At 39.9% G+C, this 22,556-nt stretch carries 21 protein-coding genes; 7 read left to right on the forward strand and 14 right to left on the reverse strand.

What is annotated here, in order from left to right:
- Positions 1–97: 97 nt before the first annotated feature.
- The 4 genes from ttcA to OCU78_RS07220 all read right to left on the reverse strand — a co-directional run bounded on the left by ttcA (position 98) and on the right by OCU78_RS07220 (position 3,677).
- A complete protein-coding gene (ttcA, locus tag OCU78_RS07205) occupies positions 98–1,006 on the reverse strand; it encodes a tRNA 2-thiocytidine(32) synthetase TtcA (protein WP_137373220.1) in 909 nt (302 codons plus the stop codon).
- 259 nt (positions 1,007–1,265) lie between these two features.
- Positions 1,266–1,916: a DUF2987 domain-containing protein gene (locus OCU78_RS07210; RefSeq protein WP_137373219.1), complete on the reverse strand. Its 651-nt coding sequence runs from the start codon at positions 1,914–1,916 to the stop codon at positions 1,266–1,268.
- 53 nt (positions 1,917–1,969) lie between these two features.
- Positions 1,970–2,812, reverse strand: coding sequence for a glucosaminidase domain-containing protein (locus tag OCU78_RS07215; RefSeq protein WP_137373218.1), 843 nt, complete (start codon positions 2,810–2,812; stop codon positions 1,970–1,972).
- A gap of 40 nt (positions 2,813–2,852) precedes the next feature.
- A complete protein-coding gene (locus OCU78_RS07220; RefSeq protein ID WP_137373217.1) occupies positions 2,853–3,677 on the reverse strand; it encodes a DUF2189 domain-containing protein in 825 nt (274 codons plus the stop codon).
- 332 nt (positions 3,678–4,009) lie between these two features.
- Between OCU78_RS07220 and potA the strand changes: the two genes are divergently transcribed.
- The 6 genes from potA (at position 4,010) to OCU78_RS07250 (ending at position 9,939) form a co-directional block, all read left to right on the forward strand.
- Positions 4,010–5,125: a spermidine/putrescine ABC transporter ATP-binding protein PotA gene (gene potA / locus OCU78_RS07225; protein ID WP_137373309.1), complete on the forward strand. Its 1,116-nt coding sequence runs from the start codon at positions 4,010–4,012 to the stop codon at positions 5,123–5,125.
- On the forward strand, positions 5,109–5,966 hold the full coding sequence (gene potB / locus OCU78_RS07230; protein ID WP_137373216.1) for a spermidine/putrescine ABC transporter permease PotB: 858 nt from the start codon (positions 5,109–5,111) through the stop codon (positions 5,964–5,966). Before potA ends, potB begins: the two co-directional genes overlap by 17 nt.
- Complete coding sequence (gene potC / locus OCU78_RS07235) at positions 5,966–6,736, forward strand: spermidine/putrescine ABC transporter permease PotC (RefSeq protein WP_137373215.1); 771 nt, start codon at positions 5,966–5,968, stop codon at positions 6,734–6,736. Before potB ends, potC begins: the two co-directional genes overlap by 1 nt.
- A gap of 93 nt (positions 6,737–6,829) precedes the next feature.
- Entirely contained in the window at positions 6,830–7,864 is a 1,035-nt protein-coding gene (locus OCU78_RS07240; protein WP_137373214.1) for an extracellular solute-binding protein, read from the forward strand.
- Between the two features lie 143 nt (positions 7,865–8,007).
- Positions 8,008–9,045: an extracellular solute-binding protein gene (locus OCU78_RS07245; protein ID WP_137373213.1), complete on the forward strand. Its 1,038-nt coding sequence runs from the start codon at positions 8,008–8,010 to the stop codon at positions 9,043–9,045.
- A 96-nt stretch (positions 9,046–9,141) separates the two neighbouring features.
- A complete protein-coding gene (locus OCU78_RS07250) occupies positions 9,142–9,939 on the forward strand; it encodes a GGDEF domain-containing protein (protein WP_137373212.1) in 798 nt (265 codons plus the stop codon).
- 121 nt (positions 9,940–10,060) lie between these two features.
- Here OCU78_RS07250 and cobB read toward each other — a convergent pair whose 3' ends face one another.
- The 10 genes from cobB to OCU78_RS07300 form a co-directional block, all read right to left on the reverse strand.
- Positions 10,061–10,792 carry a Sir2 family NAD+-dependent deacetylase gene (cobB, locus tag OCU78_RS07255; RefSeq protein WP_137373211.1) on the reverse strand — a complete coding sequence of 244 codons (732 nt, stop codon included), beginning with the start codon at positions 10,790–10,792 and terminating at the stop codon, positions 10,061–10,063.
- A 278-nt stretch (positions 10,793–11,070) separates the two neighbouring features.
- Complete coding sequence (locus OCU78_RS07260; RefSeq protein WP_137373308.1) at positions 11,071–12,291, reverse strand: ammonium transporter; 1,221 nt, start codon at positions 12,289–12,291, stop codon at positions 11,071–11,073.
- 442 nt (positions 12,292–12,733) lie between these two features.
- Positions 12,734–13,705 (reverse strand): formate dehydrogenase subunit gamma, encoded by a 972-nt coding sequence (locus OCU78_RS07265; protein WP_137373210.1) that lies wholly within the window; start codon positions 13,703–13,705, stop codon positions 12,734–12,736.
- 12 nt (positions 13,706–13,717) lie between these two features.
- Positions 13,718–14,326, reverse strand: a complete 609-nt coding sequence (fdh3B, locus tag OCU78_RS07270) for a formate dehydrogenase FDH3 subunit beta (protein WP_137373209.1) — start codon at positions 14,324–14,326, stop codon at positions 13,718–13,720.
- Positions 14,327–14,337: 11 nt separating this feature from the next.
- Entirely contained in the window at positions 14,338–17,193 is a 2,856-nt protein-coding gene (locus OCU78_RS07275; protein ID WP_137373208.1) for a formate dehydrogenase subunit alpha, read from the reverse strand.
- Between the two features lie 10 nt (positions 17,194–17,203).
- Positions 17,204–17,407, reverse strand: a complete 204-nt coding sequence (locus tag OCU78_RS07280; RefSeq protein ID WP_137373307.1) for a twin-arginine translocation signal domain-containing protein — start codon at positions 17,405–17,407, stop codon at positions 17,204–17,206.
- 58 nt (positions 17,408–17,465) lie between these two features.
- Positions 17,466–18,143 (reverse strand): TorD/DmsD family molecular chaperone, encoded by a 678-nt coding sequence (locus tag OCU78_RS07285; RefSeq protein WP_137373207.1) that lies wholly within the window; start codon positions 18,141–18,143, stop codon positions 17,466–17,468.
- 11 nt (positions 18,144–18,154) lie between these two features.
- Positions 18,155–19,852 (reverse strand): 4Fe-4S binding protein, encoded by a 1,698-nt coding sequence (locus OCU78_RS07290; RefSeq protein WP_137373206.1) that lies wholly within the window; start codon positions 19,850–19,852, stop codon positions 18,155–18,157.
- Between the two features lie 300 nt (positions 19,853–20,152).
- On the reverse strand, positions 20,153–20,863 hold the full coding sequence (locus OCU78_RS07295; protein ID WP_167494025.1) for a DUF3306 domain-containing protein: 711 nt from the start codon (positions 20,861–20,863) through the stop codon (positions 20,153–20,155).
- Positions 20,853–21,341: a DUF3305 domain-containing protein gene (locus tag OCU78_RS07300; protein WP_240701731.1), complete on the reverse strand. Its 489-nt coding sequence runs from the start codon at positions 21,339–21,341 to the stop codon at positions 20,853–20,855. Before OCU78_RS07300 ends, OCU78_RS07295 begins: the two co-directional genes overlap by 11 nt.
- A 320-nt stretch (positions 21,342–21,661) precedes the next feature.
- Here OCU78_RS07300 and fdhD point away from each other — a divergent pair, with 320 nt between their 5' ends.
- The gene (gene fdhD, locus OCU78_RS07305; protein ID WP_137373204.1) at positions 21,662–22,492 is read left to right on the forward strand and encodes a formate dehydrogenase accessory sulfurtransferase FdhD; all 831 of its coding nucleotides are present in this window, start codon (positions 21,662–21,664) and stop codon (positions 22,490–22,492) included.
- Positions 22,493–22,556: the final 64 nt, after the last annotated feature.

The raw sequence follows: 22,556 nt of genomic DNA on the forward strand, positions 1-22,556 counted from the left end.
GTATATTGATATTTCCTTTAAGAATTCCTAAACAATGACTTTTATTATTAATACAAAAAAGCCCCGACTTCCGGGGCTTTTATTTTCTAAGCTTGACTTAGACATTCGTTACATCAATAAACATAGATTCATCAATATGAGCTGAGCCAATATTTGATGACGAAACTTCCGCTTCAGCGAATTCATATTGTTCACGTTCGCTGCTGCGATCAATGGGTAAGTTTTCGAAATCAAATAGCTCTCTATCAGCAAGCTGACTTGGGCTTACGTTTTGAATTGATTTAAACACTTTTTCTACTCGACCAGGGGTCTTCTTATCCCAATCGATAAGCATAGCTTTAATATTTTGACGTTGAAGATTTTCTTGTGAACCACATAGGTTACAAGGAATAATTGGAAACTCTTTATGCTCCGCATATTCAATAAGGTCCGTTTCACGACAGTAAGTCAGAGGGCGGATTACAACATTGCGACCATCATCTGAACGAAGTTTAGGCGGCATTGCTTTTAGGCGTGCGCCATGAAACATATTGAGGAACATAGTTTCAACAATATCATCTAGATGGTGACCAAGAGCGATCTTAGTTGCGCCAATCTTCTCAGCAAATGAGTAAAGTGTGCCTCTACGTAAACGAGAGCAAAGACCACAAGTCGTTTTACCTTCAGGCACTTTATCTTTAACGACCGAATACGTATCCTTATCTACGATGTAATAAGGAATATTCAATGTTTCAAAGTAGTCAGGAAGAATATGTTCAGGGAAACCTGGCTGTTTCTGGTCTAAGTTAACAGCCACTACATCAAATTTGATTGGAGCAACTTCACGAAGCTTAAGTAAGATATCCAACATCGCAAATGAATCTTTACCGCCGCTGATACATGCCATAACAACATCATTTTCTTCGATCATGTTGTAATCAACAATGGCGTTACCAACATTTTTTCTTAAACGCTTCTGAAGTTTGTTGAATTCGTGTGTTTCTTTTCTATTATCGACTTGATTCATTACGACTCTCACACTGTCGAGTAACCGACGGTAGCTTTGCTTGGTGGATTCTTTAAGGGCGTGGATTATACGGATTTTTATTTAATGTTGAAATACTAACTAGAGATAAAACATCTGAGTTTATTAAGAAGTAATGCCGTTTTAGAACATAGTATTTATTGCTTCTACGTTTCAGCATTCTCTAAAAGTAGTTATGAAGCTTATATAGACCGCCAATATAGGTTTAGTCATTCGCTTCATAACTAACTGTTTGTAGTGATTATTGAGCAGGAATGTAAGGAAGTACACGTTGAGTGGCTTCAGGTAACACTAAAGTATCCCCTTTTTGTAGGTCGTCTAAAGTAAAACGAGCTTTACCATCAATAATAGGGATGCTTTTACCGCTGGAAGTCTTAATATCACTGTTTAAGTTGTTTGCAAATTCTAATGTTACACCGGTAATCTTAGGCGTAAACCAACTAGAAAACATACCACTTAAGTCCTCTAACATGATCTGCATTTGCGGCAGGAGTGTTTCGATATTTTCATAGGAAACGGAACCGTCAAGTGGCTCTTTTGTCATTACGACAAGCGAGTAATCACATACTTCTTCTTCAGTCTGGACAAAAATGAGAGGGTTCGCTGATCTTAAGTTGCTATCTATTGGTAGAGGGAATTCATTCGAACTAGGGATATCAAACTCTTCATAATGCTCTTCTTTTTCCATCCAAGCTTTTTTGATATTACATATTTTCTGTGTTTCTTGATCAATAAAGAAAACGGCAACTTTTACATCATCATGCCCTTCTTTATTGTTGTTTTTTAACTGTGTATACAGTTTTGAATAGGTAAACATATATTCTTGAGCAGAAGCTGGAATTGCAAAAGCAAGCCCTAAAGATGCGAGTATTGCGATAGTCGTTTTTTTCATTCTAATTATCTTGTTATATGTAGAGTGGACATCAAGGTGATGTTTCAAACTCATTACTGAGCCCAATATTTTTGATTATGGCGAATCATAGCCTGCAAATCTTCCACATAAGCAGAGCCCCTTTCAGAGTATTTCAGCAGACCGTTTGTCAATTCTGTCGCAGTATTGTGTGTTAACAATTCTTGTCTAGCATCGGATAAATCACTTCGGATGCCCCTTAACTCTTTATAAGCAAGGTTTCGGTTTATATTCATGAAGTAACGATGTACTGATTCTTGGCTAGATGAAAACTTGGCAACTTCATGAGTACTGCCTTCATTTCTTTGTAAAGGAACTAAGCCGCAGCCTTTCGAATAACACCATTGTCCAAAGAAATTATTCGCTTGCTTAGCAAAACGTGATGTTCCCCAGGCCGATTCATTCGCGGCTTGTGATAAAACCAAAGCTTCGGGCAAGACATTCACGCGATTTAACATTTCGGATAACCAAGTATTATCTAAACCCTCGGTTGACAGAGGTAAACTGTATAATTTTCCTAACCGTTTCGCATACGACAGCTCTTCTGCAGATAAAGATTCAATACCACTGTCTGCCCATTTAAGAAGATGCCTACGTTCTTTGGTTATCCGATTATTTTCAATTTGGATACTCGGACGAAGGTAAGAGAAAAAGGAATCCTTCTTCTCATTTACATCTCCTATAGCACCAAAATCTGGAGTCGACGTAGGCAACATTTCAACACTGATTTCAGGTTGCTCTGTTTTCTTGGCTTGCAAGGATTTACGACGCTCTTCTTGTTCATAAATATATGGACCTATAAATGAAACAGCTCCAACAACTGCAAAAGCAAGGAATTTTGTTGATTTAGAGCTAATGATATTTTCAAACTTAGTCATATTCGGATCTTTTATTAGTCAGCTTTACTATTAACAAGCTTTAAGCATTGAAAACATCAGAGTTCGGGTTGCTACCATTATCACTATCGTTATCATTATTTGAGTCATGCGGGCGATCAGATGCGATGACTTTGAGCTTAATGCCAAACATCTCACGGTATAAGATGCCTTTCACATGAAAGAAAAATGGCAGTACGAAAATCAGCCCAATTCCATACATCATCGCAGCAATGACAAACATCAACATAACTAATAGGTAGATTGAAGCAACAACGAAGATCTTCTTATTAATCGCTCTAAGTGAAAGCAACAGCGCTTGCATCGGAGGCACTTTCTTTTCACAAATGAGTAGAATCGAATGACTGAAAGCTAATGAAAAGTAAATAGACAAGAATGGGAGGATCATACCAGCAATGCCTTGAAGCATCAGGCTAAACAAAGTCACTAAAATGACTGGTACCGTGAACTGCAGCCCTTTTCCAATATGTTTAAGCTTTGTATTCAAACCAGCAGCATGGCTCATTGCCATTAAACTAATACCAGCGTAAATCGGCGCACTGACAACTTCATAACTGAAGTTTGCAATGAAGATTGATTCAACAATTTGAGGGGTAAAAGCTTCAGGGTCTATGACGGCATCCAGTATAACGCTTGGGTCACCAAGTTGAAGCTGTAATGCAATGTAGAAGATTGCAAGTTGAATAAACATCAAAGCAACAATAGCAGGAGAGAAAGAGAGAAAATGATTAACCGTATATTTCCATGCTTCCTGAAAAACGGCCGTGGCTTTTAGCTCGTAATTTCCAGAAAGAGCGCGTTCAATGCTCCCGCCTAAATTAAAATCTTTTTCAATGTCGTTATTCATAGTTCTTCCTAGGTAGACAATACATATACGAGCCACCTAACTTGTTGATAAAAAATTGGGTTCATTATACGCATATGTCGTATGTAAACTAAAATATGATTCTGTAACAAGCCTTGCTTTCTTGCCTTTTTGATTGATAATTAACCACTTAAACTATCATTTACGCTATAGATTATAGTATGGATAGAAATACCGAGTTTTACCTGTGAAATTTTTTATTGTCTAACGTTAAAAAATGCTTTGAATTCACACTTTTGGTGATTATGATGCGCGCCTTAAAGTGTATAGCAGCAGGTCATCCTAATACGGACCAAGGTGGAGATAAACAGACGTTGAACGCTAAACAATCAGTAGGAAAACCAGTCGTACAGTTAACTGGTATTAGTAAAAGTTTCGATGGTAAGGAAGTCATCGGCAATCTCGATTTAAATGTAAATCATGGTGAGTTTCTTACCATATTAGGTCCCTCTGGTTGCGGTAAAACCACGGTGCTAAGAATGATTGCGGGTTTTGAAACGGCAGATAGCGGTGAAATTCTATTAGCTGAACAGAATGTAACCCAAGTCCCTGCTGAACAAAGGCATGTAAACACTGTTTTCCAAAGCTATGCCCTTTTTCCACATATGACTGTCTTCGACAATGTGGCATTTGGTTTACGAATGCAAAAAGTTTCAAACGACGATATCGAAATCCGAGTTATGGAAGCTTTGAAGATGGTACGTTTAGAGAAAATGGCACAGCGTAAACCACATCAACTTTCTGGTGGTCAGCAGCAGCGTATTGCTATCGCAAGAGCTGTTGTAAACAAGCCTAAAGTATTATTACTTGATGAATCACTCTCAGCACTTGATTACAAACTACGTAAACAGATGCAAATAGAGCTTAAACAATTGCAACGCCAACTTGGTATTACGTTCATTTTTGTCACGCATGACCAAGAAGAAGCATTATCAATGTCTGACCGTATCATTGTTATGCGAGACGGTGTCATTGAGCAAGACGGAACACCAAGAGAGATTTACGAAGAACCAAAGAACCTCTTTGTTGCTCGTTTCATTGGAGAAATTAACGTCTTCGAAGCTAAAGCAATTTCTCGTCAGGATGACAATCGTATACTTGCGATGATAGAAGGCATTGAATGCTCCATTCATCATGACAAAGCTATAGCTCAAGGTGACTGCCTACAAGTACTTCTAAGGCCTGAAGATCTTCGAATTGAAGAAATTAAAGAGTCTGAACAGCGTGGTATTGTTGGGCATGTCGTAGAGCGTACCTATAAAGGCATGACGCTAGATTCTGTTATTGAACTTGAGTCTGGAATGCGCGTAATGGTAAGTGAATTCTTCAATGAAGATGATCCCGATGTTGATCACTCATTAGGACAAAAAGTTGCGATTACTTGGGTTGAAAGCTGGGAAGTGGTACTTAAAGATGAGCAAGAAGTTTAATTTACAAAATGCCATCATCGCTTTAATTGGTGGATGGCTAATCCTATTCGTCATGATTCCAAATATCATGATTATTGGAACAAGTTTTCTTACTCGTGATGAAGCCAACTTGATTGAGATGACTTTCACGTTAGATAACTATCTACGCTTGGCTGATCCCCTGTACTTGAAAGTGCTACTTCACTCTTTCTACATGGCGATAATTGCGACCTTATTGTGTTTGGTTATTGGGTACCCGTTCGCATACATCATTGCGAAAATGCCTGAAAAGTGGCGACCAATCATGTTGTTTCTTGTGATTGTTCCTTTTTGGACCAATTCATTGATCAGAACTTACGGTCTTAAGATTGTACTTGGTACTCAAGGGATCCTAAACAAGTCGCTTATTGCTCTAGATATTATTGATAAGCCGATTCGTATTATGTACAGCGAAACCGCAGTGATGATTGGCTTAGTTTACATATTGCTACCTTTCATGATTCTGCCTCTGTATTCGGCTATCGAAAAATTGGATGGAACATACCTAGAAGCAGCAAAAGATCTAGGCGCAAACAAGTTTCAAACTTTGATAAGAGTTGTGTTGCCTTTAACTATGCCTGGCATTATTGGTGGTTGTTTATTAGTACTACTGCCAGCTTTAGGAATGTTCTACATTTCAGATTTATTAGGCGGAGCGAAAAACTTGCTGATTGGTAACGTCATTAAGAGCCAAGTCCTTAATGCTAGAGACTGGCCATTTGGCGCTGCAACCAGTATTGCTTTAACCATGGCTATGGCTGTTATGCTTTATGCGTATTACCGAGCAGGCAGACTATTGAACAAAAAAGTGGAACTAGATTAATGGGCCGCACAGTTAAGTTTAGCTTTATGGCGTTGGTATATGCGTTTTTATACCTGCCAATAATCGTATTAATTGCTAACTCGTTTAATGCCAATAAGTTTGGTATGAAATGGGGTGGCTTCACCACAAAATGGTATGACGCATTAATCAATAACGATAGCTTAATGCAAGCCGCTTGGCATTCATTGAATGTGGCAGTATTTTCAGCAACAGCCGCTACATTAATTGGGAGCTTAACTGCCGTTGCCCTATTCCGTTACCAATTTAAGGGTAAAGGTGCGGTGAATGGCATGCTATTTATTGTAATGATGTCGCCAGATATCGTAATGGCAATCTCATTGCTTGCTCTATTTTTAGTGATGGGTGTGCAATTAGGTTTCTTTACCTTGCTGGTTGCGCACATCACATTTTGTTTACCATTTGTCGTTGTCACGGTTTACAGCCGTTTAAATGGTTTCGATGTAAAAATGCTTGAAGCAGCAAAAGATCTAGGTGCAAGTGAGTGGACGATCTTAAAACAGATTATCCTTCCCTTAGCTAAACCTGCCGTTGCTGCAGGTTGGTTATTGAGTTTCACTCTGTCATTAGACGATGTGATCATCAGTTCGTTTGTTACTGGTCCAACTTATGAAATATTACCGCTGAAAATTTACTCCATGGTAAAAGTTGGGATATCACCAGAAGTAAACGCACTTGCAACCGTGATGTTAGTCGTCTCCTTAATCTTGGTGATCACTTCACAGTTGCTGGCAAGAGAAAAAGTTAAGTAAACTTCGAAAAATCTTCATAAACAGAATGGCACTTGCCATTCTGTTTTTCTATCTACTGCCATCATGGCAACGTTTGGTTTGGAGCTAACGTCAATGAAAAAATGGGCTACTTTACTAGCTGGTAGTGCATGTGCGCTTTCAATGTTATCTGGAACAGTGTCTGCGGATGAAAATAAAGAATTAGTATTTATGAATTGGGGGCCTTACATCAACAGTGAGATCCTTGAACAGTTCACAAATGAAACGGGTATTAAGGTTATTTACTCTACGTATGAGTCAAATGAAACTTTATACGCGAAACTAAAAACCCATAACAAGGGCTATGATCTTGTTGTGCCATCAACGTATTTTGTTTCTAAAATGCGTGACGAAGGTATGTTGCAAAAGATCGACAAATCTAAGCTGACTAACTTTAATAATCTAGATACTAATTATTTAGATAAAGCTTACGACCCAAAGAATGAGTACTCCATTCCTCATGTTGTAGCTATCACCGGCTTAGCCGTAAATACTGATATGTACGACCCTGAGGAATTCCAAAGTTGGGCTGACTTATGGAAACCTGAACTTGAAGGGCAATTAATGATGATGGATGACACTCGTGAAGTGTTCCATATTGCTCTTCGAAAACTGGGCTATTCGGGTAATACCACAGACGAAAAGCAAATTGATGAAGCTTATGCTGAATTGCGAAAACTCATGCCAAATGTTCTAGTATTTAACTCAGATAACCCAGGCGCGCCTTATATGTCTGGTGAAGTTGGATTAGGCATGCTTTGGAATGGTTCTGCTGCTGCTGCACAAAATGAAGGTTTGCCAATTAAATTAGTATTCCCGAAGGAAGGCGGTATTGGTTGGGTGGACAACTTTGCGATTAGCTCTGGAGCCATGAACATTGAGGCGGCTCATAAAATGATCGATTTTCTACTTCGTCCAGAAATTGCAGAACAAATCTCTCGTGACACTGGGTATTTAACTGCGGTGAAAGCATCCAATGAGAAATTTAAAGATAGCCCTGCTCTATTCCCATCTCAAGAGGACTTGGATCGAGTTGAATGGCAATCTGCAGTAGGCGATAAAACTGTTCAGTATGAAGAGTACTTCATGAAGCTAAAAGCTGGACAATAGACACTCATAACTTTTTTGATCAATAGGCAGCTTAGGCTGCCTATTTTGTTTTCAGGCTGGTATAATTAAGTTCTTCGATTTTTATAAATCTTTCCTTTGGGTTCGCTACCCAGTCCTAGATAAAACAAATGAACGGAACAGTAATGAAAAAAACACTGTATACCGGCGCATTGTGTGCTGCTACTTTACTTTCTACTCCTTCTTTCGCGGCTGACGAAGAGCTATATTTTTATAATTGGTCTGAATACATTCCAAATGAAGTCCTTGAAGATTTCACAAAAGAAACGGGTATCAAAGTTTTCTACTCAACGTATGAGTCTAACGAAAGCATGTACGCTAAGTTGAAAACACAAGGTACAGGATATGACTTAGTCGTACCTTCAACTTATTTTGTATCAAAAATGCGTAAAGAAGGCATGCTTCAAGAGTTAGATAAAAGCAAGTTAAGCCATTTTGCAGATTTAGATCCAAACTATTTAGACAAGCCTTTTGACCCTAGTAATAACTACTCAATTCCATACATTTGGGGTGCAACGGGTATTGGGATCAACTCAGATATGCTTGATAAGTCATCTGTAAAAAGCTGGGGCGATCTATGGGACACTCAATGGGAAGGTCAATTAATGATGATGGACGACTCTCGCGAAGTCTTCCACATTGCATTGTCTAAGTTGGGTTACTCACCTAACACCACTAACCCAGAAGAAATCAAAGAAGCTTATGAAGAGTTACGTAAGCTTATGCCAAACGTTTTAGTCTTTAACTCAGATTTTCCAGCTAACCCTTACTTAGCTGGAGAAGTATCATTAGGTATGCTTTGGAATGGTTCTGCGTATATGGCTCGCCAAGAAGGTGCAACCATAGACATCATCTGGCCAGAACAAGGCACTATCTTTTGGATGGACAGCTTAGCTATCCCAGCAGGAGCTAAGAATACTGATGCCGCACATAAGATGATTGATTTCCTGCTAAGACCAGAAAATGCAGCTAAAATTGCTTTAGAGATTGGCTACCCAACACCAGTAAAAACAGCCTACCCATTGCTACCAAAAGAATTTGCTAATGATAAAAACGTATTCCCACCACAAAAGGTGATGGACAACGGCGTTTGGCAAGATGAAGTTGGTGAAGCAAGTGCCATTTATGACGAGTACTTCCAAAAGTTAAAAGTGAATAACTAATACTCAATTAGATTTATAACAAAGCGGCGCAAGCCGCTTTATTTTTATCTAAACTTTATATAGAATCAAAAGTAAACGAAATGGAGTTCTATATAAATGCCAGCAAACCCCATACTGATAGTCGTTGTCTTTATGCTAATTGCATCTTTAGTGATGCTTGCCGTCAGTTCAGTTTTAGAAATTGATTCTAATTATGACCTTTTCTTCGAAACGAATACGCTAGTAATTGTAACGTATATTTACTTTGTTGCCCGCCGAGTCATTTATAAGAATAGAGTCCTGCAATATGGCGCTTTATTACTCATATTTAATCTTACTTACGATGTAGTAACTGAATTGCACTTCTTAGATGTATGGGCTGATAAAAACGAGTTTTTGGACACATTTCTTGAAGATGGATTACTTCAAACAGCCTTTCTATTAATCGCTATTGGAGTCACACAAGTTTCCTCTCACCTCAATGAAGCAAGCAAAAAAGATGAATTAACAGGGCTGTATAACCGTAAAAAATTTGATGCTATACAACTAGAAGAATTTGAACTAATTTTTTTAGACCTTGATGGTCTGAAACTGGTGAATGACCACAAAGGTCATAATGTTGGCGATTTAATGATAGTCCGCTTTTCTCAAGCTCTATCTCAAGCCATTATTGAAAAAGAAATGATTTTCAGAGTGGGTGGTGACGAATTTGTTGTAACCACTGAAATAGGACGAAGTGAAGAATTCATCTCTCAAGTGAAAGCACAACTACAAGGTGAGAGGATCTCTTTTTCATACGGGGTTGAACAAGCTACCCGTTGTAATTTCAAACAGGCTTTAATTCGGTCTGACCAAGCTATGTATGAAATGAAAAAAGAACAGAAAGAAAGCGATAACACAAGTTCGGAGCATTAAAAAGGAGACGCTACGTCTCCTTCTCTCTTTTACTCTAATATCTAATATCTAATATCTAATATCTAATATCTAATTAAAGCCTATTAAGATAATTGATAAATGCATATTTAATTACAAAGAATTAAGCGCTTAGAGCACCATCCCGAGTAAGTAATTCTTTAACTAGTTTGGGAATCTCAATACTCGCTTTACCATAACGTTTTTCTTCAAATTCACTTTCCACAGCACTTGGCTCTAAGTTCACTTCGATCGTATGAGCTCCATGCATTTTTGCATCGTGTACAAAGCCCGCTGCTGGGTACACCACTCCAGATGTCCCTATAGAAACAAAGAGGTCAGCTTCTTCTAAGGCAGAATAAATGTCGCCCATACGTAAAGGCATTTCACCAAACCAAACAATATGAGGTCGCATTTGAGCCGGAATTTGACAACAATGGCATAAATCACCCGTCGTAATCTTATCTTTATACTCAATTACTTGATTCGATTCACTACATCTCGCCTTAAGTAGTTCACCATGCATATGGATAATATTCGAACTTCCGCCTCGTTCATGAAGGTTATCGATATTCTGAGTAATAATGGTCACTTTACCTTCAAGCTGATCTTCCAGTTCACCTAATGCTAGATGAGCGGAATTAGGGTTTATTTCTTTCCCTTGAAGCCCTGCTCTTCTTTTATTATAAAATTCTTGTACGAGATCAGGATCTTTGACGAAACCTTCAGGCGTTGCCACATCTTCAATTTTATGGTTTTCCCATAATCCATCTTGAGCTCGAAATGTCTGAATGCCTGACTCGGCCGAAATGCCAGCGCCAGTGAGAATCACAATGTTCTTATATGGGAAATTCATATCGTATCCTTACCAATAAACTATCTAAACTCAGCTTAGCACTCTTCAAATTCCAACAATAGTTTTAGGGATTAGACTATGGTCTTAACTTAAAGGAATCGTTAGATATTTGTGATGTAGAACAAAGTACGATTTGGAAGAAATACTCCATTTATTAAAGCTTTCACTAATAACAGACTTAATCACTAAACCTAAAAGAAAACTGAGAGATTTAGTTCTAAAACCAAAAAAACGACCGAAGCCGTTTTTATTAAGGATTTAGGTATTGAGACTAGAGATTAGTCTTCACTGATAGAGGAAATCTTATGAATTGATAAATCAGCACCGTTAAATTCATCTTCTTCACTTAAGCGCAGCCCTGTGAATTTGTTCAGTAGCCCGTAAACAATAAATGAACCGATTAAAGCAACAAGAATACCAGCGAATGTACCTAAGAGTTGAACCGTAAAACTCACCCCACCTAGCCCCCACAACGCTTGTTGTCCAAAGATGCCAGCTGCAATACCGCCCCAAGCACCACAAACACCATGTAAAGGCCACACACCCAATACGTCGTCTATCTTGGTTTTATTCTGCATGTATGTAAATAAATACACGAATAGAGCACCTGCAATACCACCTGTTACTAACGCTCCAAGTGGGTGCATTAAGTCCGAACCAGCACATACTGCAACTAAGCCAGCTAATGGACCATTATGAATAAAGCCTGGGTCATTTTTACCCGCCACAAGTGCTGCCAGAATGCCGCCGACCATTGCCATTAAAGAGTTCATAGCAACCAAGCCACTAATGCCGTTAATCGCTTGTGCTGACATCACATTGAAGCCAAACCAACCGACACATAAGATCCATGCGCCAAGAGCAAGGAATGGGATATTTGATGGTGCAAAGTTGGTGTGTTTTCCTGCACGAATACGCCCCTTACGCATACCTAAGAAGTACACAGCAACTAAAGCTATCCAACCGCCAACACCATGCACAACAACAGAGCCTGCGAAATCATGAAAACCATAACCAAATTGAGCCTCAAACCAAGCTTGCAGACCAAAGTTACCATTCCAAATAATGCCTTCAAAAAGTGGGTACACAAAACCAACAGTAAAGAACGTTGCAATCAATATTGGGTAAAAGCGTGCACGCTCAGCAATACCACCCGATACTATGGCAGGAATAGCTGCTGCAAAAGTCAGTAAGAAAAAGAATTTAACCATTTCATAGCCATTTGCTTGTGAGAGCGTTTCTGCATCAGCAAAAAAGTTAGCGCCATAAGCAACCCAATAGCCAATAAAAAAATACGCAATGGCAGAAACGCCAAAATCAGCCAGTATTTTTACTAAAGCATTCACTTGGTTCTTTTTTCGTACTGTTCCCACTTCCAAAAAAGCGAAGCCAGCGTGCATCAAGAACACCATAATGGCACCAAGTAGTAGAAATAAGGTATCTGAACTTTGGGTTAGGCTCTGTACAGCGCTATGAACCTGGGTAACCGTTTCACTCATGTCTTGCATTCTCCATTGCTTTAAATTCATCTCTGCACTTTTCCGTGCTACAGAGAGTTAATTGAACTAATTTGGTGATTTATTAATTTAATCGTCAATAAAGCAAAGAGTGTTCCATCTTTAAAAAACAGCTCTCATAGAATTTTTATGGTTTTAAATTATTGTTTTAATTACTTAAAATCTGATTGGCGAGTTCTCTATTCTTCTTCTCATTTCCTTTTTAGATTTTAAATTGCACCAGATTAGTGCTATTGCCTCAATTTGATCCACTTAGAGTTATTCGAACTATATTAATATGTGTTTTTTTGAAGGATAAGTAGTCTGAAAGGAATTATCAGCATATAAACTGGCTGTATTACACGTTTAATACTTATATTTCTAATACAAAAACGCCCCTAATTGGGGCGTTTGAAAATGAACAAATCCTAACTAAAAGGTAATACTATTCAGCTTTATCTTTTACTCGATCATACCAAAGGTTGTGGTGTTGCTTAGCCCATGACTCGTCTACATAGCCGGTTTTCATACCTTCTAATGCGCCTTCAGTCCCCACCGTACCAATATAAATATGACCAAAAGAAGCCGCGATTAAACCCAGTGAAGCAACGGCATGGATAACATTAGCAATTTGCATATGCTCTCGAAGTTGACCAAACATTGGGAAATTCATCACAAGACCAGAAATACACACCGCAACTCCAGCCGTAGCTAACAGCCAAAACCAAACCTTTTCGCCACCGTTACAAAAGTCAGCAGATGGGTGTTTCCCATTTGGTAAAATACCACCACCGGCTTTAAACCACTCTAAGTCCACTTTGGTAAAGAAATTGTTTTTTAACCACTTAACAAGCATTACCGTAATGCCAACCACAAACAAAGGACCTAAATAGTTATGGGAAATCTTAGCAGCCATAACTAAGTTCGCCCAAATGCCATCAGATAGCACAGGTTTCATTACATGTTTGCCATACAGGAGCGTCAAACCCGAGAAACCAAGGATAATAAATAGAATTGCGGTATACCAATGTAGTGCTCTTTCAAAGGGAGTCCAACGCAGTACCTTTTTCCCCGTCTTTGGCTTATCGACTTTAATTTGCCCTGCCCATAAGTAGAAAGCAAAAAGCGACGCAAACGACGCACCAATCATTAATGCACCGATTGGGGTAATCCACTTATTTCGAATTTCACGCCACAACTGACCAGAAGTGTTGATCAACACACCAGCTTCACGATGCTGAGCTGTTGTATAGCCTTCTTGTCCATCTTTAACTTGTCGCCAGTAATCTGCGCCCGCTAATTGAACAACTTCTTGTTCTGCATTCGCTTTTTCTGTCGTGGCAGTTGCTTCCGAAAAAGCAACTGTTGAAAACAGAAGAGCAAAAACGCTAACTAATAATACGTATATACGTTTCACTCTTATCTGCTCCTAGCTTTTTGTTGCATCAAATGAAAGATCTTCACCGTTTGTCCAACCTGCGCCTTTCGCACCACGTTCAACAACACGCTGACGGAAAATCTCTGATACTTTCTCAGCATCACCGGCAATAAGCGCTTTCGTTGAACATAGTGAAGCACACATTGGCAGTTTGCCTTCTGCTATACGGTTCGCACCGTATTTTTTGCGTTCTTCTTCTGAGCCTGCCTCAGTTTCAGGACCACCTGCACAGAATGTACATTTATCCATTTTTCCTCGCTCGCCAAATGCTGACTCTTGAGGGAATTGCGGAGCTCCAAATGGACATGCAAACAAGCAATAACCACAACCAATACATAAGTCTTTATTGTGTAATACAATGCCGTCGTCTGTTTGCTTAAAGCAATCTGTTGGGCAAACCGCCATACAAGGTGCGTCAGTACAGTGCATACACGCGACAGAAATCGAGTTTTCACCCGGTTCACCGTCATTCAATGTCACAACGCGTCGGCGTTGAATGCCCCACTCTAATGCGTCATCATTTTCGTTCTTACATGCTGTGACACAACCATTACATTCAATACAACGTTTGGTGTCACACAGGAATTTCATCTTAGCCATCTTGTGACTCCTTACGCTTTAGTAATTTTACAGAGAGTAACTTTGGTTTCCTGCATTTGCGTCACAGGATCATAGCCATAGGTCGTTGCGATATTGGCTGATTCACCAATTACGTATGGGTCTGTCCCTTCTGGGTACTTGTCTCTTAACTCTTCACCTTGGAATTTGCCACCAAAATGGAAAGGTATGAATGCAAGACCTGGTTTCACTCTGCGAGTAACCATGGCTTTCACATGAATACGCCCTTTTTCAGCGCCTTCAACCCAAACCATTTCACCATCTTTAAAGCCGATGTCATTGGCATCTTTCGGGTTAACTTCCACAAACATTTCTTGTTGGAGCTCTGCCAGCCAAGGGTTAGAACGTGTTTCTTCACCACCGCCTTCGTATTCAACTAAACGACCAGAAGTAAGAATGATTGGGTATTCACCTGATTTATCTTGGTCTTGAATAGACTTGTACAAAGTCGGTAAACGGTAGATAGATTCACTGTCATCCCATGTTGGATAATCAGCGACTAAATCACGACGAGGCGTGTAAAGTGGCTCACGGTGAAGTGGGACTCTGTCAGGGAATGTCCACACAATGGCACGCGCTTTTGCGTTACCGAAAGGCATACAACCGTGTTTAATGGCTACGCGCTGGATACCACCGGAAGTATCTGTCTTCCAATTTTTACCTTCCGCTGCAGCTTTTTCTTTTTCAGTTAAGTCATCCCACCAACCTAGGTGCTTCAATAGTTTGTCACTGAATTCAGGGTAACCATCTTCGAGCTCACAATCTTTTGAATAACTATCTTCAGCAAGTAGATTATCCCCTTCAAATTCCACACCAAATCGAGCACGGAAGTTACCACCACCATCTGCAACCGCTTTAGATGTATCGTATAAAATATGGGTGCCTGGGTGTTTCATTTCAGGTGTCCCCCAACATGGCCAAGGGAGACCATAGGTTTCACCATGAGCTGCCCCACCTTCTGCTTCAAGAGTCGTCTTATGGAAGGTGTGCCAGTTTTGTTGATGTTCTTTAATACGTTCAGGGCTTTGGCCTGTGTAGCCAATTGTCCACATGCCTTTATTAAATTCACGAGTGATATCTTCGATAACAGGCTGATTGTTTTCAACACGAACGTTTTTAAATAACTGCTCTGCAATACCTAACTTTTTAGATAGCAGGTACATGATTTCATGGTCAGGTTTAGATTCAAATAATGGATCAATGACTTGATCACGCCACTGAAGTGAGCGGTTTGAAGCCGTGACTGAACCTGTGGTTTCGAACTGAGTCGTAGCAGGAAGTAGATATACACCATCAGTACGATCATTCATTACCGCTGCAACCGTCGGGTATGGATCGACAATCACCATCATATCCAACTTCTGCATCGCTTTTTTCATTTCGACGCCACGGGTTTGCGAGTTAACCGCATGGCCCCAATAGAACATTGCGCGAATATTATCGTTTTGCTCAATGTTATCTTTATTTTCAAGAACACCATCAATCCAACGAGATACGGGAATACCCATATTATTCATTGGTTTCTTGCCATGGTATTTTTTCTGATCGAAGCGATCGGTTAGCCAAGCGTAATCAACACCCCACACTTTTGACCAATGCTTCCACGCGCCATCAGATAAACCGTAGTAGCCTGGTAGAGTATGTGAAAGCACACCAAGGTCAGTTGCGCCTTGAACGTTATCGTGACCACGGAAGATATTCGCACCACCACCAGATTTACCCATGTTTCCAAGCGCAAGCTCAAGTACACAGTAAGCGCGTGTATTGTTGTTACCTGTTGTATGTTGAGTACCGCCCATACACCAAACAATACAGCCAGGTCGATTCTCTGAAAGTAGCTTAGCCGTTTGGTAAACTTCTTCTTTGCTTACGCTGGTTACGCGCTCAACTTCTTCTGGTGTCCATTTCGCAACTTCAGCTCGAATTTCATCCATACCGTAAACACGTTGGCGGATAAACTCTTTGTCTTCCCATTTATTTTCAAATACGTGCCATAACACACCCCAAATAAACGCAACATCCGTACCTGGGCGAAGTGACACATAATGATCAGCTTTTGCTGCAGTGCGAGTACGACGAGGGTCAGCTACCACAATCTTACAATCGTTCTTTTCTTTCGCGATTAAGATGTGCTGCATGGCAACTGGGTGAGCTTCTGCTGGGTTTGAACCAATGAAAAGCATAGATTTACAATTATGCATGTCATTAAATGAATTGGTCATTGCCCCGTAACCCCAAGTGTTTGCTACACCTGAAACCGTTGTGGAGTGACAAATACGCGCTTGGTGATCGACATTATTCGTTCCCCAAATAGACGCCATTTTTCGGAAAGTATAGGCCTGCTCATTACTGTGCTTAGCACTGCCTAACCAGTAAACTGAATCAGGTCCAGATTCTTTACGAATATCTAATGCTTTGTTGCCAATTTCTTCAATTGCCTGTTCCCAAGAAAGCTTCTTCCATTTACCACCTTCAAGCTTCATTGGGTATTTTAAACGGCGTTCACCATGGCCATGCTCACGTAGTGCTGCGCCTTTTGCACAGTGACCACCAGCATTGAATGGATGATCAAAAGCAGGTTCTTGCCCCGTCCATACACCATTTTGAACTTCTGCATAAATGCCGCAACCAACAGAACAATGTGAACAAATCGTACGTTTGATTTCAGTTTTAGCGGTCGGGTCAACTGATTTTGCTTCAGCTTTCTTAATCATTGATGGCGCAAACATTGAAGCACCAACAGCAACACCACCAGCGGCAAGTGAGCTGTTTTTCATGAAAGAGCGGCGGCTAATACCTAATTGGTTTTCTTGTTTAGTGACGCTATCGGAGCGTTTCGTTAATTTCATTAGTTAGCTCCTATAGACTGTCGTAGTAATCACGAATATGTTTAGTTTCGTGATAGCCTTCTTGATTAATTTCGATGTTACTTTTTGGGGTATTCTCTTCTGAGGCATTAGCCACTTTTGCTGTACCAGCAACGACAGCCCCCGCAACGGCTGCAGTACTTAGTCCTTTAAGAAGGTCTCTACGGCTGGTGTTTACCTTATCTTGATCTTTCATCATTGCTTCCCTTTACCGGTTAGGTAGTGTTGGATGCTTAAGCATCTCTAATACAAATTCAGCGCTTTTCTTCTACAAAAATCTGATTTTTTACATCGACTTTATGAACAGCTTTATTGTGTTTAGGATTCACAGCAAAGCTCACTTGTTCTATGGTCAAATACGCATTCAATAAGTTGGCAACTGCCGCATAAAAACTTACGCTTTTCGCTTGTTGTAGTTGCTCCACGAATGAACCAGCCCAATTACCAATATGTTTGTTGAAAAATGTTTGCTGAACAGGTTTAGGTAATTCAACAAGCATTGACATCACTTCAAGCAAAGCTGAAATATGATCTTCAGGCTCTTTAACGTCTTTGTGTCTCTCAAACCCAAGAGCATCTAGGTCTTGTCGAAGATCAGACAAAGGTTTTTCCATGAGAGAGCCGGTGATATGCCAAGATCCAAACTGAACGACTTCTCCACGCCCTACACCAATAAACAAATCTTGGTATTCTTCAGCCACTTGGTTTAATGAATGTGAACGCGCGGCTTCACGAAGTGCATTCCAAGCAATCGCCATAGGATGCTGATCTTCTGTGACTTCAAGTTGAGTTAGCCACATTAAAAATTCTTCACTCGGTGCACTTCTAAAAAGTTGGGCAATAAGTAAGTAAATATCTGCACGCAGCGACTCATCATTATTTGATGCATTCTCTGAAGATTGATTAGCTGATAATTGATTGTCTGATTTCATTTATTACCTACTTAGAATTTCAACTGCTGTTCAGGCTTCTCTGCCATCGATTCAAAAATATCGACTACACGGCAGTCTTCGCACATAGCAATGCGACTAATTGATAGCTCATCTGAAAATTGAGAATGACCGCGTAACTTATCTTGAAGCATGGTGATCATTGACTGAGGAGCGAAAGGCTTTTTACAACGCAGACATTCCGCTGCTTTTTCTTCATGGAGGGTGATAGCTTGAGTTCGACTTGCTTTATCCCAATTCATTCTTGGAGTAAGAGTTAATGCATTCTCAGGACAAGCTTTTTCACACATGCCACATTGAACACAATCTTGTTCTACAAATTGAAGATTAGGAGATTGACCATCATTATGAAGTGCACGTGTTGGGCAAACAGACACGCAAGCCATACACAAAGTACAATCTTTTGATTCGCAATCGACAGTGCCATATGGAGCAGAAGAAGATAGAGGTTGAAGAGTCTCAACAGGAATTCGATTACTTACTAACGCATCTAAAGCTGTAAATAGTCTTTCTCGCTTTGTTCCCTCTAGATCACCAATCCAAAGTTCAAAAGGAAGCGTTTGTAATTCTAATGCTTGACCGTTTTGGGCCAGTTCTCTTAGCGTCTCTAAATAAAGAATATCAATGCATTCTTTATTTAGACCTAATTGATCCAATAAATCTTGAGCAATACCGACTTCGTTATTAAGCACCCTAAGAATTGTTGCAGGCATATGCTTACTTGCTGCAAATAAAACTTGTGTTGCACCGTTAGTAAGAGCAGCAAACCAAGTATCTATACCAACAGATGGAAGTTCTTCTACAACAATTGGAATAACGTTATCTGGCAGTGCTTGAAGTGCCATTAAGTTATACGCTTCATGACGTGAACTACAGATAAGTACAATTGGGTCTATTCCGCCCGCTTGCTCGTAATTTGTTAGAGTACGCTCGATGAATTTTTGAGTATCTTGAGGGTTAGGAAGCGCATAGTGAATCGCTTCTGTCGGGCATGCTGTCGCACATGTACCTACGCCTTGGCAAAGATAAGGGTTAATTTCAATCTTATGACCTATTTGATCATTCCCTTCACTGGATAATGCTCCGGCTGGGCAGGCATCAACACAACGTTCACACCCTTTAATACCGCGAGAGCTATGCGCACACAAATCGGTATCAAGTCTAAAGTATTTCGGCTTATCAAAAGTGCCCATTAATGTTGGGATCTTTTCCAATGCATCAGCCAGTTTTGGATAACCTCGCCCTACCGGGTAATAACCAGGTACAGGGACTTCTTCCGTCATGCACCCTGTTAGAGATAAATCGAGTACTACATCAAAGCAATCACTATTAATAGCTACTTTTGCTAGGTTGGTCGTCAAACCATTATTTTCAATTAATGCTGTAAAAGTGCCAAGAAAGCCATCCAGCTGAATCGAACTCGTAAAATATAGATTAGGTAGTGAATCAGAACCATTTGCTGAATCAGCGGAGATACCATCAGTCGATAGCAAAGTAAGAGAATGCATCTCTTTAAGTTGTTCTGCTGCGCTTAGAATTATTGCGGTAGGTCCAACAATTAGCGTATTACCGCCACTTTCGTAACTAACCGTTGGTGGGATAAGGTTTGCAAGCTCTACTGTATTATCAATAGCATAAGCACGAGCCTTGCCATTGGTAGAGTCATATTGTTTTAAGAATTGTTTTAACATTGCTCAGTTCCATCGAAGAACGAATTCACATGAATTAAGTTGAACATAGCAATTAGTGTTCCAACTTGATTTTATGCTTTAAAACAATGCTTTATGGAGTTATTCGATATTTTGAAAGTCAGCTTATTCGATTGTATAGACTGAAGGGATCAAGGTGAGACTATTTGTCCCACCCATTCTATTGATGGTTAAGTCAAAATGTACCTATTTTTTGTGTGGTATATTTTGTCCCACTATTCTGAGATGCAGGACTGCATCCCAGGATGTTTACTTTCCTATCGAAACTTTCTCTTGATTGAATTATTGATTATCTAATACATGACTTTTAGGAACATCCACATCTGGTGCTCCTGCATGAGATACTTCTATACTTGCTTCCTGATCAAGCGGTTCCACACTCTTCTCAAGGTTTGATGCTTCTTGGTCAACTTCTTTTAAGCTTTCCTCTTCAGTATTATCCTCTTCGGCATTGGAAGCGAGTTTGTCATTAGAATCTGACTCTTTATCAGAGACTAGTTCTTTATTAGCATCTGCCCGTTCAGACTCTGCTATTTCATCTTCTTCCAATTTTTCATTCACCCAGTTACGAAGCTTGCTTGCGGCTTCAGTCGTTAGGCTTTTTACGGATGAATAATCATGGTCGTAATCATTCAACCTATCGACTTCACTGAATTCGCCACTGAGGAATAGCTTACGCATAGCAGCCTTTTTTGCACCAGCTTCGGCGCCGGAAGCAAGTAATTGTGCTAGTGACGTTTCTTCTACCACTTCTTCTAAAGACGTGTCATTCAAGTATTCCGTTTCTGATAAGTTCTCATCAGACGTTGTCGTTTCTACGCTTTCTGTAGCTAATTTATCTGTACCAACACCATCGGCAGCTAGATTTTTATCCTCAGCATTAACCTTATCAGACTCATCTTGAAAGTTAGATGTATCTTGGCTTACCGCTGAATCTGGATTATCACCGTCTAACTTACGTTGAGACCAACGCGAAAAGAAATTATTGACCACTTGAACGCCCCGCACCTTTGCGTTTCTTACGTCTTACTTCTAACAGTTCACCATGCCTGCCTATGTAAGCTTCCATCCATGCTTGAATTGGTAATGGCATTTCAGCAGAGAGTACTAGGTAGTCTCCATCCATATACTGCCCTGCAACGCTCTGTGAAGCGGTTATAGTGACTAAGTTGAGGTCTACGTCATCATCTAGGCTATCAATTACTAAAAATAGCTTAGGATTTTGTGAACTCAGGTTAAATCGATAGTCAGTACGCTCGTCTCGGTGAAGATCTAGAATCATCTGATTTGGAGACTCTGTAGTAGGCATTAAATTAAAGCCTTCCAAGTGCCATTGCATCGTTGTCCATAAACCCGTTTTTACTTCATGTTCCCTTAAATCACAGGCTAAAGGCCAGCACGAGTCGCTCTTCAGTTCAGTCACATTCAATTCTTTTTCCGCACTGTTCATCTGCTTTCCTTTCTCTTCCATATAGCCCTTCTAGTCAATAAAGCTAATGTTCATTCAAGCTGAATTGATTAGACAAAGTTGATTGGAGCAATAAGCCATGGGGCTATAAATCTATTATTACTGTGATAAAGCAATTTCTGAGCCATTTGTTCTTAAGCTTAAAGCCATAGATCTATAAACCTATAAACCTATAACACTTTAATCAAGATGTGAGCTCCTCTATCTATATCGCTAGATAATAAGTGGAATAAGTTTTGCTTTAATTTGATTCAAAATGATGAATACCTTAATTGGAACTGATACTTTCATTCAGTTGGCGTGAAATACAAGGAACACTCGACGTGTCAAAACCTAATATAATAAAAACCAGTGAAAACCCTTTTCAGACAATCGAAGTGGAAGTGTTTGATGAGTACGGCGAAAGATTAACGAAACAAATTGCTTGTGAGAGACCCCTCACCGTAATGCTTAACTGGAAAGAAATCGTAACTTTAATGACATTAGGTTCTCGCCCTGAAGCTCTTGTACTTGGGTACCTTAAAAATCAAAGTTTCTTATCAGATCCAGAGGCTGTGGAATCCATCATCATTGACTGGGAAACCAACTCAGCAGCGGTGATTACCAAAGAAGACACAAGCCAATTAGAAAAAGCGCTCAAGAAGAAAACCGTTACCTCTGGCTGTGGGCAAGGCACCATGTATGGCAACGTGATGCAACAATTAGAAAATTACCAAGTGCCACAATCTCCGATTAAACAATCTGAGATCTATACTGCACTTGAAGCTCTAACTCACTACAACGACACCTATAAAAAAGCAGGTGCAGTTCATGGTTGTGCGGTATGTAAAGGTGACCAAGTATTATCATTTGTTGAAGATGTAGGTCGCCACAATGCTGTCGATACCTTAGCGGGTGAAATGTGGCTTAATGGTGAGAATGGCGCTGATAAAATATTTTATACAACAGGTCGCTTAACATCAGAAATGGTAATCAAAGTCGCACAGATGGGCATCCCTGTTTTACTGTCTCGATCTGGTGTAACTCAGATGGGATTAGACTTAGCTCAAAAGTTTGGTATTACGACAATAGCTAGAGCTAAAGGTCTACGTTTTCAAGTCTTTACCGGCGCAAGCAAAATGACGTTTGATGTAAAAGGCTCAGAAGCTGGATAATAATATGGTCTATACCCTGCCACATTAATTAAAAATAAAGGTGAATTAAACAATAAATATAAGC

It is taken from the genome of Vibrio gallaecicus (assembly GCF_024347495.1).
GTDB lineage: Bacteria > Pseudomonadota > Gammaproteobacteria > Enterobacterales > Vibrionaceae > Vibrio > Vibrio gallaecicus.

What these genes read in the sequence shown, in the direction of transcription:
- OCU78_RS07260 (WP_137373308.1), bottom strand. Translation starts at nt 12,291, where the DNA reads ATGAGTGAAACGGTTACCCAGGTTCATAGCGCTGTACAGAGCCTAACC.
- potB (WP_137373216.1), top strand. Translation starts at nt 5,109, where the DNA reads ATGAGCAAGAAGTTTAATTTACAAAATGCCATCATCGCTTTAATTGGT.
- OCU78_RS07240 (WP_137373214.1), top strand. Translation starts at nt 6,830, where the DNA reads ATGAAAAAATGGGCTACTTTACTAGCTGGTAGTGCATGTGCGCTTTCA.
- OCU78_RS07290 (WP_137373206.1), bottom strand. Translation starts at nt 19,852, where the DNA reads ATGTTAAAACAATTCTTAAAACAATATGACTCTACCAATGGCAAGGCT.
- OCU78_RS07250 (WP_137373212.1), top strand. Translation starts at nt 9,142, where the DNA reads ATGCCAGCAAACCCCATACTGATAGTCGTTGTCTTTATGCTAATTGCA.
- OCU78_RS07285 (WP_137373207.1), bottom strand. Translation starts at nt 18,143, where the DNA reads ATGAAATCAGACAATCAATTATCAGCTAATCAATCTTCAGAGAATGCA.
- potC (WP_137373215.1), top strand. Translation starts at nt 5,966, where the DNA reads ATGGGCCGCACAGTTAAGTTTAGCTTTATGGCGTTGGTATATGCGTTT.
- ttcA (WP_137373220.1), bottom strand. Translation starts at nt 1,006, where the DNA reads ATGAATCAAGTCGATAATAGAAAAGAAACACACGAATTCAACAAACTT.
- OCU78_RS07215 (WP_137373218.1), bottom strand. Translation starts at nt 2,812, where the DNA reads ATGACTAAGTTTGAAAATATCATTAGCTCTAAATCAACAAAATTCCTT.
- fdh3B (WP_137373209.1), bottom strand. Translation starts at nt 14,326, where the DNA reads ATGGCTAAGATGAAATTCCTGTGTGACACCAAACGTTGTATTGAATGT.
- OCU78_RS07245 (WP_137373213.1), top strand. Translation starts at nt 8,008, where the DNA reads ATGAAAAAAACACTGTATACCGGCGCATTGTGTGCTGCTACTTTACTT.
- OCU78_RS07300 (WP_240701731.1), bottom strand. Translation starts at nt 21,341, where the DNA reads ATGGAAGAGAAAGGAAAGCAGATGAACAGTGCGGAAAAAGAATTGAAT.
- OCU78_RS07210 (WP_137373219.1), bottom strand. Translation starts at nt 1,916, where the DNA reads ATGAAAAAAACGACTATCGCAATACTCGCATCTTTAGGGCTTGCTTTT.
- OCU78_RS07280 (WP_137373307.1), bottom strand. Translation starts at nt 17,407, where the DNA reads ATGAAAGATCAAGATAAGGTAAACACCAGCCGTAGAGACCTTCTTAAA.
- OCU78_RS07275 (WP_137373208.1), bottom strand. Translation starts at nt 17,193, where the DNA reads ATGAAATTAACGAAACGCTCCGATAGCGTCACTAAACAAGAAAACCAA.
- OCU78_RS07220 (WP_137373217.1), bottom strand. Translation starts at nt 3,677, where the DNA reads ATGAATAACGACATTGAAAAAGATTTTAATTTAGGCGGGAGCATTGAA.
- cobB (WP_137373211.1), bottom strand. Translation starts at nt 10,792, where the DNA reads ATGAATTTCCCATATAAGAACATTGTGATTCTCACTGGCGCTGGCATT.